Source organism: Anaerozeibacter quisquiliarum (assembly GCF_051162045.1).
GTDB lineage: Bacteria > Bacillota > Clostridia > Christensenellales > Aristaeellaceae > Anaerozeibacter > Anaerozeibacter quisquiliarum.
In genome coordinates this window covers 1-10,828 of record NZ_JBISDI010000064.1, presented here as the reverse complement: position 1 = coordinate 10,828, position 10,828 = coordinate 1, and the positions used below count along the sequence as shown (strand labels likewise).

The window sequence follows — 10,828 nt, the reverse complement described above, 5'->3', positions numbered from 1 at the left end:
ATTGTGACTCGTCGCCTTTGTGGAAGCGCCGCAGAACCCGCCCGCCCTTTTCAATATGATAGACAAACGCGCCGTCCACCGCGAAATAGTTGCCGCCATCTTGGGCGAAGGCGATATCGATTATGCCCCGGATGGGCACAGCGTCTTGCTCCAGCGGCGCGGCGTTCGCCAAAACTTCTGCCGAATTCACCGCAAAAAAAGCCACCAACGCTAAATAGATCGCCAGCACTTTTCGTTTCATAGCCAAGCTCCTTCCGCGCCCCAAATTCACATAGTTATCTTTCATTCATTATATTTTGGGTTTACAAATTTGTCAATACATATCATCGTGAATATTTATATAATAAACATTTCTTCGCCATATTTTCCGCGATCCGCTCTGTCAAACCCCAACGACGCTTTAATCCCGTTCTAACCGACCAACCTTTTCCTCTAATCCCCAAGCGGTATAATGTGCGTGTCGAGAGGAAAACGCGAACGATAAAGGGAGGAAGCCACAATGACGAATTTTGAGATGGTGGAACGGCTGCGCGCCAAGGCCAATGTGTCCTATGAGGAAGCCAAGGCGGCGCTCGAGGCGGCGAACTGGGACCTGCTGGACGCCATGGTGCTGCTCGAGCAGCAGGGCAAGGTGGCGGCGGACGAATCGGCCAGCTACACAACGCGCGAGGAGGCCGTACACAGCGCGGCCAAGGGAGAGGGGTTTGGCTTATTCATGAAGAAGGTCGGTGAAAAGGTCGTGGCAGGCATCAATTATCTGACCCGCAACAGCTTCGAGATTTCGCGCAAGGGCAAGGTGGTCCTGACCGTGCCGGCGCTGGTGCTGCTGCTGCTGCTCCTGCCCTGGCTGTGGTTCACGCTGGTGCTGCTGATTACCGGGCTGTTCTTCGGCTTCAAGTACGCGTTCCGCGGCCCCGACCTCGGCAAGAAGCCGATCAACGACGCGATGGACAAGGCCTCGAATGTGGCCGAGAACATCAAGGCCGAGGTCAAGAACCGTTCGGACGAGCAGTCGGACGAGCAATCCGAGGATTGACAAGCGCCGCCGCGTTCTATATCATTTGGGTGAGGCGAATTTGCCTCACCCAAGCGGCGTTGGGAGGGTGGCTACATGGCGGAGAGGATTTTGCTGGTCGAGGACGAGGTCAAGCTGTCGCGGTTCGTCGAGCTGGAGCTTCAGCACGAGGGCTACGAGGTGGACAAGGCGTTCGACGGGCGCACGGGGCTCAATATGGCCGAGGCGGGCGGATACGACCTGCTGCTGCTGGACGTGATGCTGCCGGGTCTGTCGGGCCTTGAGCTGCTGCGCCGGGTGCGCCGCCATTCGGACGTCCCCTCCATCCTGCTGACCGCGCGCGACGCGGTGGCCGATAAGGTGACCGGCCTCGACACCGGCGCGGACGACTACGTGACCAAGCCCTTCGAGATCGAGGAGCTGCTGGCGCGCATCCGCGCGGCGCTGCGCGCTCACCGGGGCACAAACGCCGCCCAACCCTCGGCGCTGACGGCCGGCGCGCTGTCGCTTGACGCCGAGCGCTATACGGCGAGCTTCGCGGGCGAGCCGATCGAACTGACCCACCGCGAATTCACGCTGCTCAAGGCGCTCATGGAAAACAAGGGCATCGTGCTTAAGCGCGAGACGCTGCTCGAAAAGGTGTGGGGCTACAGCTACATGGGCGAGACCAATGTGGTCGACGTCTACATCCGCTACCTGCGCCAGAAGATCGACGACAAGTTCCGCGTCAAGCTCATCCACACGGTGCGCGGCGTGGGCTATGTGCTGAGGGAAGATTGATATGAGGCGCTCATCGATCGCGCGCAAGATCCACCGCGCATGGACGTTCAAACAGCTGAAAACCTACCTGCTGGTCAACCTGCTGGTGGCGGCGTTTGCGCTTGCGGGGTTTTGCTATACCGCCGAGCAGGCCGCGCCGGGCGGGTTCTCGCGCAGCCGTCCAAAAGGGCTGACCGCGGCGGCGGGCGCTTTTCACTGGCTCGAGGACGACGCGCAGCCGCTGCTTAAGCGCCTCACCGACATGCCCCGCTGGCGCGCGGCGTCGCGCACGCTGACCTACCGGTTCCAAGACGCGGCGGGCGCGTGGCGCGAAGCGCCGATGGGCGATTTTCTGCGCGTGTTCGCACTGATGTTTAAGAACCTGCTGATCTGCGAGGCCGTGCTGTGGCTGCTTGCGTGGCTGTTCGGCGGACGCGACGCGCAGCGGCTGCTGCGCCCGATCACCCGCATGACCGAGACCGCTCGCCAGCTGTCGAGCGAAAAGGCCGTCAAGGACGCGCGCGTGGGCGCCGATCGGCTGCACAACCTCGAGGACGCGATCCAGTCGATCGAGCCCTCGCAGGGCGCGCGGCTGTCCACCGGCAACCAGGAGCTCAAGGGACTCGAGGAGGCGGTCAACCGGCTGCTCGACCGCATGCAGGCGGCCTACCGCGAGCAGTCGCGCTTCGTGTCGGACGCCTCGCACGAGCTGCGCACGCCGATCGCGGTCATCCAGGGCTACGCCTCGATGCTCGACCGCTGGGGCAAGACCGACGAGTCGATCCTGGACGAGTCGATCGCGGCGATCAAGTCGGAATCTCAGCACATGAAGCAGCTGGTCGAGCAGCTGCTGTTCCTGGCGCGCGGCGACAGCGGTCGGCAGACGATGAGCTTCGCGCCGTTCGACCTGAAGGACACGATGCGCGAGGTATTTGAAGAATCAGAAATGATCGACAGCGGCCACGACTGGCGGCTGGAAGCGCCCGTGCCGGTTCAGATGGTGGGCGACGAGGCCATGATTAAGCAGGCCGCGCGCATCCTGGCCGACAATGCCTCGAAGTATACGCCCCCGGGCGGCGCGATCACGATCCGCGCCATGGCGGCAAAAGACGGAATGGCCGCGTTCTCGGTGCAGGATTCGGGCCAGGGCATCGCCGCCGAGGACATGCCCCATATCTTCGAGCGCTTCTACCGCGCCGACCCCGCGCGCACCGGCGCGGACAAGGCCGACAAATCCGGCGGCACCGGCCTGGGCCTCTCAATCGCCGAATGGATCGTCAAGCGCCACGGCGGCTACTTCGAAGCGCTGTCCTGGCCCGGCCTCGGCACGCGCATCGCGGCGTTCCTGCCCGTTGGCCGGGCGGAGGAATAGAACCATTCCCGCCATCCAAAGAAGTCGCGGATGATCGTCACGTCTTCCCCGGCCTTCGCCGCCGAGCCGGAGGCGATGCCGATCAGCCGGCCCACGCCCGCGGCGCGCGCGGCTTCGATGCCGGTGGACGAGTCCTCGACCACCGCCACCTTGGAAGGCGCAAGCGCAAGCCGCCGCGCGGCCTCGAGGAAGCAGTCGGGCGCGGGCTTGCCGCGCATCGTCCCATCCGGGTACACCACGCGTTCGCGCGCAAACCAGCGTTCAAGCCCCAAGTGCTCAAAGTAGAAATTGACGTTGTCGATGTCCGCGCTGGTCGCGATCGCGCGGGGAATCGACAGGCGCTCCATCTCGGTAAGCATCCGCTCCGCGCCCGGCGCCAGGCGCATGCCGTCCGGGTCGTTCAGGCAGGCCTCGTAGTAGATGGCTTCTTTCTCCCTGGACAGCGCGCGCACCTCGTCATCCGGCGGCGTGCGCCCCAGCAGGCAGGCGATCGTGGGCCCGTTGGGCACGCCGTGCAGCCGCTCGAACGCCTCGTCCGGCACATCGCGCCCGGTGTATTTTCTCGCAAAAGCGCGCCACGCGCGCTCGTTCTTGTCGCTGTCCCAGAACAGTGTGCCGTTGAAGTCGAAGATAACGCCCTCAAGCATCGGTATCCCTCCGTTTCGGCCATCATAAGCGGCATGAGGATGCTTGTCAAGGGCATCCAAGGTCGCCGTCCATCTTGTTTTGGGTGTTGACTTTGACGCGGCGTCAAGTGATATACTGTTCGCATCGATCGATGTACATCCAAAGGAGCCACGGCCCCATGAACAACACGACCATCAGCCAAGCCTCGCGCCGCTTCGACATCTCGACCCGCACACTGCGCTACTACGAGCAACTCGGCCTGATCCGCGGCATCCGCGGCGAGGACTACGCCTACCGCACCTATGACGATGAGAGCCTCGCCCGGATCGGTCAAATCGTGCTGTTGCGCAAGCTGCGCGTACCGCTTTCGCAGATCGAGGCGCTGCTTAAGCGCGACGACGTGCGCGAAGCCATCGCCGCGTTCGAGCGGCACGCGGCCAACCTGACGGCGGAGATCGACGCGCTGGACACCGTGCGCGAGGTGTTGCGCGCGCTGATCCGCTACCTGAGCGCCGCCCAACCGTCGCGGCTGTGGGACGGGCTGCTGAGCGACGAATCCGTGCGCGCGTTGGCGGCGCGGCTCGCTCCGGAACCCATGAATTTGAAGGAGAAGAAGACCATGGAGAATTTGAATCGGGCGCAGGAGAGCCTGCACGCGCTGCGCGACGTACGCATCGTGTACCTGCCACCATCCACCGTGGCGTCGGCGCACTTCATCGGCCCGGACCCGGAGGACGTTGCCGGGCGCTGGATCGACGAGTTCGTGAAGGGCTCCGGCCTTGTCCAGGCGAAGCCCGATCTGCGGCTGTACGGCTTCAATCACCCAAACCCGGTGGACGAAAGCAACGCCCACGGCTACGAATTCTGGGTCACGGTTCCGGACGGCTGGGACGTGCCCGCACCACTGACCAAGCAACATTTCGGGGGCGGGCTCTATGCCGCCCACATGATCCGCATGGGCGACTTCCACGAGTGGGATTGGCTGGACCGCTGGGTACGCGAGAACGGGGCGTATGCGTACCGTGGGGATGGAAACCCCGAGAACATGTTCGGGGCGCTGGAGGAGCATCTGAATTACTACACGCACATCACCGAGGGAGACCGTGGAGCGTTTCAGCTCGATCTGCTGATTCCGGTAAAGCGGAGCGAGGGCGGCCTGTAACTGAAAGCCTTCTTCGGCTTTTCAGGCAACACCGCACAAAGAACGCGTGCGCGGGGTTTGCGCGGCGTCGGCTTAACATGCCGGCTTCGTATCCCATTACAAGATTGCCGCGGCGACCGCCGACCCGCGCCTTGACAAATGCGATACATCATTCTATAATTTTGGTATATCGCAATTTTGAGGGAGGCGATGCACGCATGGAGATTGTGCGGGCGGCGACGGCGGGTTCGCTGGAATCGAGCGATGCGATGGTCACGGTGGAGCCGCGCGAGGATGGCGTGGCGATTGAAGTTGCATCCGTAGTTCTGTGCCAGTTCGGCGACGCGATCGAGCGCGCGGTGCGCGCGGTGCTTAACGAGCTTCACGTCGAGCGCGTGCAGGTGCGCGTGAACGACCGGGGCGCGGTGGAATGCGCGCTCAAGGCGCGCGTGGAGACGGCCCTGAGGCGCGCCGGGGAGGTTCAGGCATGATTCGCTCGTTGCTGTTCATGCCGGGCAACAGCCCGGCGATGCTGCTCAACGCCGACATCCACGGCGCGGACGCGGTGATCTTCGACCTCGAGGACGCGGTCGCGCCCGCCCAAAAGGACGCCGCGCGCATCCTTACGCGCAACGCGCTTTCCGCGATGGATTACCAAAACATCCAGGTCGTGGTGCGGGCGAACCCGCTGGGCAGCGCCTACTTGGCGGACGACCTGGCGGCGATCGTGCCGCTTCAGCCGTTTGCGATCCTCGCGCCCAAGGTGGGCACGGCGGAGGATGCGCGCGCGGTCTGCCGCATGATCGCCCAGATCGAAGAGGCGCGCGGTCTGCCCGGCAATGCCGTGGGGCTGATCGCGCTGATCGAAACCGCCGAGGGCGTCGAGAACGCCTACGCGATCGCGAAGGCCGACCCGCGGATCATCGGCGTGCTGCTGGGTGCGGAAGACCTGTCCAGCGACCTGCAAGCCGCGCGCAGCAAGTCGGGCATTGAAATCGCCTATAGCCGGGGCCGGGTGGTCGTGGCCGCGCGCGCGGCGGGCGTGGATGCCTACGACACCCCGTTCACCGACGTAAACGACGACGAAGGCGCGCTGAACGACGCGCGGCTGGCCCGCTCGCTGGGTTTTAGCGGCAAGGCGGCCATCTCGCCGCGCCACGTCTCCCCCATCAACCGCGCGTTCAGCCCTTCGGAGGAGGAAATCGAATACGCGCGCGAGGTGCTTCAGACGATCGAAGAAGCCGTGCGGCTGGCCAAGGGCGCGGCGTCGCTCCGGGGCAAGATGATCGACAAGCCGGTCGTGGACCGTGCGCGCAGAATTCTGGAACTGGCGAAACAGTTGGGGGGTGCGTTGCGTGAGTAAACTTACGAACACGCTGATCGAGGCCATCCGGCTGTCCGGCCTTGCCGACGGCATGAGCGTGTCGTTCCACCACCACCTGCGCAGCGGCGACCGCGTGCTGAACATGGCGCTGGACGCCGCAGCGAAGCTCGGCCTCAGGGACCTGACCGTTCAGGCCAGCGCGCTGTTCGACGTGCACGCGCCGCTGCTCGGTCACATCGAATCGGGCGTGGTGACCGGCATCGAGACCAACTACATGGACCCGGTGCTGGGCCGGGCCATCTCCGCGGGTGTGCTTTCAAAGCCCGTGCGCTTTCGCAGCCACGGCGGCCGCCCGGCGGCAATCGCCTCGGGCCGCGCGCCGATCGATCTGGCCATCATCGCCGCGCCGGCGGCCGACCGGCAGGGCAACCTGAACGGCGTCCAGGGGCCCGCGGCCTGCGGCTCGCTGGGCTACGCCTTCGCCGACGCCGAGTACGCGCGCGTCGTGATCGCGGTGACCGACCATTTGCAGCCCTATCCGCTTCAACCGGTGTCGATCGACGAGGGCAAGGTGGACTACGTGGTCGCGGTCGACTCGATCGGCGATCCGCAGGGCATCGTGTCGGGCACCACGCGCATCACGCGCGACCCGGTGGGTCTCAAAATCGCTTCGTTGGCGGCGCGCGTGATTGAGCACTCCGGGCTGCTGGTCGATGGTTTCTCGTTTCAGACCGGCGCGGGCGGCGCGTCGCTGGCGGTGACGCAATACCTGAAGCCCATCATGAAGCGGCTGGGCGTTGTGGGCAGCTTCGGCCTGGGCGGTATCACCGGCTACCTGGTGGATATGCTGGAAGAAGGGTATTTCGAACAATTGCTGGACGTGCAGTGCTTCGACCTGCGCGCCGTCGAATCGATTCGCTCAAACCCCCGCCACCAGGAGATCTCGGCCGCGCGCTACGCAAGCCCTGCGGTCAAGAGCGCCGCGGTTGACAGCCTGGACGCGGTGATCCTGGGCGCAACCGAGATCGACCTGGGCTTCAACGTCAACGTGCACACCGACTCAAACGGGCGCATCATGGGCGGCTCGGGCGGGCACAGCGACACGGCGGCCGGGGCGAAGCTCGCCATGATCGTCGCGCCGCTGTTTCGCGCGCGGCTGCCGATCGTGGTCGATCGGGTGCAGGCGATATCGACGCCCGGCGACACGGTGGACGTGCTGATTACCCAGCGCGGTATCGCGGTCAATCCCCGGCGCGCCGAGCTCAGGGCGCGCCTCGCGGACGCCGGACTGCCGGTGTACGAAATCGAGCAGCTGAAGCAAATGGCCGAGCGTGTGACCGGCGTACCCCGCCGCGCGCAGCACGGCCCGCGCGCAGTGGCCGAGGTCGAATACCGCGACGGCCGGATCATCGATCGGATTTACAACGTGGATTGAATATGTGAGAAAGGCGGGATCACCGCGCACCTGTGCGCGACGACCCCGCCTTTCTTTGTTGGAAGCATGACGGGCGAAAAACCTACCTGTCCATCATATCTGCAATCGTTACACTTTCCACATAGTGATCGATCACCCGGCCGAGCCCCTGCCAGAAGGGCAGCGTTTCGCACGTCGCCGCGCGGTCGCAGCTGTTCTCCGCGCACGCCATGCAGGCAACCGGCGCGAGGTCGCCCTCGGTCAGCTTCAGCACCGCGCCCGCCGTGCACGCCTGGGGCGGCACCGCCAGCTTGTACCCGCCGTTCTTGCCGCGCAGGCTCTGCACCAGGCCCGCCTTGTTTAAAATGCCGGCGATCATCTCCAAGTACTTTACCGATACGCCCTGCCGCTCGGAAATCTGCTTGAGCGATATGAAGCCCTCGTCCTGCCGCTCGGCGAGGTCGATCATGATCCGCAGCGCGTACCGCCCCTTCGTGGTAACCTTCAACATCGTCACCTTCTCCCGCTCTCGTGATTACATTATACCAGTCCCGCGCTTGGAATTCAACCGCCACTCGGCAATATGCCGTGTATTCGGGCGGTCACAAGCCGACGCAATTGTTAATTCCCACGCGCTCGCTTGACATCCGTCACGACACGTATTATCATATGAGCATATATTTAAATGATTGGATGTGAGCATGTGAGCGACTTGCGGAAACAGACGGAGGGCATGCCGCCCGACGAGCAGCTGTACGACCTGGCGGAGCTGTTCAAGGTGTTCGGCGACAGCACGCGCATTCGTATCCTGTACGCGCTGTCGGCGTCGGAAAACTGCGTATGCGATATCGCGCAGCAGTTGGGGCTTTCACAGCCGGCGGTCTCGCATCAGCTGCGGATGCTCAAATTGAACAAGCTGGTGAAATCGCGCAGAGAGGGCAAGAACATCTTCTACGCGCTGGCGGACGACCATGTGCGGCTGATTATCGATCAGGGCATGGAGCATATTCGGGAATGAGAAAGGACGGGGCACCGATGAAGAAGAGTTATAAACTGAACGAACTGGACTGCGCCAACTGCGCGCGGAAGATCGAGGACGGCGTCGGCAAGCTTGAAGGCGTCACCTGCAATGTCAACTTCGCGACCTCGAAGATCACGATCGAAGCCGACGACGCGCGCTTCGACGAGGTGGTAAAAGAAGCCGCCAGGATCGTCAAGAAGGTCGAGCCCGACTGCTCTATTGTGATGTAGTCGCGCGCGGTCGGCCGCCGCCGCTCGCGCGTAAGTTGGGGAAATGGAGGGCCGCGGCCCGCCCAACCGCCCAAGGGGCAAACGATAAACAGACCAAAAGAAGCGAGGTCATCGGCATGACGAAAAAACACAAACGCATGCTCGCGCGCATCCTGTTAAGCGCCGCGCTGCTCCTCCTCGCGCGCATCCTACGGCCCGAAGGGTTCTGGGAACCGGCTGCGTACCTGATTCCCTACGCGGTCATCGGCTGGGACATCGTCTGGCGCGCGCTCAGGGGCATCGCGCGCGGCCAAGTATTCGACGAGAACTTCCTCATGTCGCTGGCCACCGTGGGCGCGCTCGCCACCGGCGAATACCCCGAAGCGGTATTCGTGATGCTGTTCTACCAGGTGGGCGAGCTGTTCCAAAGCTACGCGGTGGGCAAATCCCGCCGCTCGATCGCCCAGCTGATGGACATTCGGCCCGACAGCGCGGGTCTCGAGCGCGACGGCGCGGTCGTGACCGTCGACCCGGACGAAGTCCAGGTGGGCGACGTGATCCTCGTCAAGCCGGGCGAGAAGATTGCGCTGGACGGGGTAATCCTCGAAGGTGTTTCCTCGATCGACACCAAGGCGCTCACCGGCGAATCGCTGCCGCGCGGCGCGGAAGAGGGCGACGACGTGCTCAGCGGCTGCATCAACCTGTCAGGGCCGCTGCGCATAAAAGTTACAAAGCCCTTCGGCGAATCGACGGTGTCGAAGATCCTCGACCTGGTGGAAAACGCCGGCTCCAAGAAGGCGCGGGCCGAGCACTTCATCACCCGCTTCGCGCGCTACTACACGCCCGGCGTGGTGATCGCGGCGGCGCTGCTTTCGCTGGTCCCGCCGCTGGCCATGGGCGGCGCATGGAGGGAATGGATTCACCGCGCGATGGTGTTCCTGGTCATCTCCTGCCCGTGCGCGCTGGTCATCTCGGTGCCGCTGAGCTTCTTCGGCGGGATCGGCGGCGCGTCCCGGCGCGGCGTGCTGATTAAGGGCGGCAACTACCTCGACGCGCTCGCCAGGGCCGAGATCGTGGTGTTTGACAAGACCGGTACGCTCACGCAGGGCGTGTTCAAGGTGGCCGTCGCCCATCCCGAGAAGGATCACTTGAACGAGAAGAGGCTGGTCGAGCTGGCCGCGCTGGCCGAGTGCTACTCCGATCACCCGATCGCGCGCTCGATCAAGCAGTACCACGCCCAGCCCCTCGACCCAGGCCGCGTCAAGGACGTGGAAGAGCTGGCCGGACGCGGCGTGCGCGCCGTGGTGGACGGCATCACGCTGTCCGTTGGCAACGACAAGCTGATGGACGACGCGGGCGCCGAGTGGCGCCCCTGCCACCATGCGGGTACGACCGTACACGTGGCGCTGGGCTCGGTGTATGCCGGCCATATCGTGATCTCGGATGAAGTAAAGGAAGACTCCGCCGAGGCGATTCGCCTGATCAAGGCGCAGGGCGTGCGCAAGGCCGTCATGCTGACCGGCGACACGCCGGACGTGGCCAAGGAAGTCGCCAAAAAGCTGGGTCTGGACGAGTACCACGCCGCGCTGCTGCCCGCCGACAAGGTAACCCGGGTGGAGCGGCTGCTCAAGGAGAAATCGCCGAAGGGGCAATTGCTGTTTGTCGGCGACGGCATCAACGACGCGCCCGTGCTGGCGCGCGCCGACGTGGGCATCGCGATGGGCGCGATGGGCGCGGACGCCGCCATCGAGGCCGCCGACGTGGTGCTGATGGACGACAAGCCGACCAAGATCGCCGCCGCAATTGGGGTGTCGCGCAAGACCCGCTCGATCGTCACGCAAAACATCGCCTTCGCGCTGGGCGTCAAGGCGCTGGTGCTCGCCCTCGGCGCGCTCGGCCTGGCCAGCATGTGGCAGGCCGTGTTTGCCGACGTCGGCGTATCGGTC

Annotated in this window: 12 protein-coding genes and 1 pseudogene; 10 read left to right on the top strand and 3 right to left on the bottom strand. The window is 64.3% G+C overall.

All coding sequences use genetic code 11. From position 1 onward, the window contains the following. A pseudogene (locus ACH6CV_RS17695) lies at positions 1–241 on the bottom strand (hypothetical protein); the annotation flags it as partial. Positions 242–499: 258 nt separating this feature from the next. On the opposite strand from ACH6CV_RS17695, the gene ACH6CV_RS17690 reads away from it, so the two are divergent. The 3 genes from ACH6CV_RS17690 (at position 500) to ACH6CV_RS17680 (ending at position 3,146) form a co-directional block, all read left to right on the top strand. Beyond that, positions 500–1,036 carry a ubiquitin gene (locus tag ACH6CV_RS17690; protein ID WP_456359545.1) on the top strand — a complete coding sequence of 179 codons (537 nt, stop codon included), beginning with the start codon at positions 500–502 and terminating at the stop codon, positions 1,034–1,036. A 75-nt stretch (positions 1,037–1,111) separates the two neighbouring features. Beyond that, positions 1,112–1,795 carry a response regulator transcription factor gene (locus ACH6CV_RS17685; RefSeq protein ID WP_456359544.1) on the top strand — a complete coding sequence of 228 codons (684 nt, stop codon included), beginning with the start codon at positions 1,112–1,114 and terminating at the stop codon, positions 1,793–1,795. A gap of 1 nt (position 1,796) precedes the next feature. Continuing rightward, on the top strand, positions 1,797–3,146 hold the full coding sequence (locus ACH6CV_RS17680) for a sensor histidine kinase (RefSeq protein WP_456359543.1): 1,350 nt from the start codon (positions 1,797–1,799) through the stop codon (positions 3,144–3,146). Here ACH6CV_RS17680 and ACH6CV_RS17675 read toward each other — a convergent pair. Then, positions 3,068–3,793 carry an HAD family hydrolase gene (locus ACH6CV_RS17675; RefSeq protein ID WP_456359542.1) on the bottom strand — a complete coding sequence of 242 codons (726 nt, stop codon included), beginning with the start codon at positions 3,791–3,793 and terminating at the stop codon, positions 3,068–3,070. The two genes, ACH6CV_RS17680 and ACH6CV_RS17675, sit on opposite strands and share 79 nt — an antisense overlap. 158 nt (positions 3,794–3,951) lie before the next feature. Between ACH6CV_RS17675 and ACH6CV_RS17670 the strand changes: the two genes are divergently transcribed. The 4 genes from ACH6CV_RS17670 (at position 3,952) to citF (ending at position 7,673) form a co-directional block, all read left to right on the top strand. Further along, positions 3,952–4,935 carry a MerR family transcriptional regulator gene (locus tag ACH6CV_RS17670; RefSeq protein WP_456359541.1) on the top strand — a complete coding sequence of 328 codons (984 nt, stop codon included), beginning with the start codon at positions 3,952–3,954 and terminating at the stop codon, positions 4,933–4,935. A 197-nt stretch (positions 4,936–5,132) separates the two neighbouring features. Beyond that, a complete protein-coding gene (citD, locus tag ACH6CV_RS17665; RefSeq protein WP_456359540.1) occupies positions 5,133–5,405 on the top strand; it encodes a citrate lyase acyl carrier protein in 273 nt (90 codons plus the stop codon). Continuing rightward, positions 5,402–6,277, top strand: coding sequence for an HpcH/HpaI aldolase/citrate lyase family protein (locus ACH6CV_RS17660; RefSeq protein WP_456359539.1), 876 nt, complete (start codon positions 5,402–5,404; stop codon positions 6,275–6,277). Before citD ends, ACH6CV_RS17660 begins: the two co-directional genes overlap by 4 nt. Continuing rightward, positions 6,270–7,673 (top strand): citrate lyase subunit alpha, encoded by a 1,404-nt coding sequence (gene citF, locus ACH6CV_RS17655; RefSeq protein ID WP_456359538.1) that lies wholly within the window; start codon positions 6,270–6,272, stop codon positions 7,671–7,673. Before ACH6CV_RS17660 ends, citF begins: the two co-directional genes overlap by 8 nt. An 82-nt stretch (positions 7,674–7,755) precedes the next feature. On the opposite strand, the gene ACH6CV_RS17650 is transcribed toward citF, so the two are convergent. After that, complete coding sequence (locus ACH6CV_RS17650; RefSeq protein WP_456359546.1) at positions 7,756–8,160, bottom strand: RrF2 family transcriptional regulator; 405 nt, start codon at positions 8,158–8,160, stop codon at positions 7,756–7,758. 177 nt (positions 8,161–8,337) lie between these two features. Here ACH6CV_RS17650 and ACH6CV_RS17645 point away from each other — a divergent pair, with 177 nt between their 5' ends. The 3 genes from ACH6CV_RS17645 to ACH6CV_RS17635 form a co-directional block, all read left to right on the top strand. Further along, positions 8,338–8,670 (top strand): ArsR/SmtB family transcription factor, encoded by a 333-nt coding sequence (locus ACH6CV_RS17645; RefSeq protein ID WP_456359537.1) that lies wholly within the window; start codon positions 8,338–8,340, stop codon positions 8,668–8,670. Between the two features lie 17 nt (positions 8,671–8,687). Next, on the top strand, positions 8,688–8,903 hold the full coding sequence (locus ACH6CV_RS17640; protein ID WP_456359536.1) for a cation transporter: 216 nt from the start codon (positions 8,688–8,690) through the stop codon (positions 8,901–8,903). Between the two features lie 116 nt (positions 8,904–9,019). Then, a partial coding sequence (locus ACH6CV_RS17635; protein ID WP_456359535.1) for a heavy metal translocating P-type ATPase occupies positions 9,020–10,828 on the top strand: 1,809 nt, incomplete at its 3' end.

Bases quoted from the DNA above. Each gene is read 5' to 3' on its own strand.
- ACH6CV_RS17690 (WP_456359545.1), top strand. From the start codon at position 500: ATGACGAATTTTGAGATGGTGGAACGGCTGCGCGCCAAGGCCAATGTG.
- ACH6CV_RS17685 (WP_456359544.1), top strand. From the start codon at position 1,112: ATGGCGGAGAGGATTTTGCTGGTCGAGGACGAGGTCAAGCTGTCGCGG.
- ACH6CV_RS17680 (WP_456359543.1), top strand. From the start codon at position 1,797: ATGAGGCGCTCATCGATCGCGCGCAAGATCCACCGCGCATGGACGTTC.
- ACH6CV_RS17675 (WP_456359542.1), bottom strand. From the start codon at position 3,793: ATGCTTGAGGGCGTTATCTTCGACTTCAACGGCACACTGTTCTGGGAC.
- ACH6CV_RS17670 (WP_456359541.1), top strand. From the start codon at position 3,952: ATGAACAACACGACCATCAGCCAAGCCTCGCGCCGCTTCGACATCTCG.
- citD (WP_456359540.1), top strand. From the start codon at position 5,133: ATGGAGATTGTGCGGGCGGCGACGGCGGGTTCGCTGGAATCGAGCGAT.
- ACH6CV_RS17660 (WP_456359539.1), top strand. From the start codon at position 5,402: ATGATTCGCTCGTTGCTGTTCATGCCGGGCAACAGCCCGGCGATGCTG.
- ACH6CV_RS17645 (WP_456359537.1), top strand. From the start codon at position 8,338: ATGATTGGATGTGAGCATGTGAGCGACTTGCGGAAACAGACGGAGGGC.
- ACH6CV_RS17640 (WP_456359536.1), top strand. From the start codon at position 8,688: ATGAAGAAGAGTTATAAACTGAACGAACTGGACTGCGCCAACTGCGCG.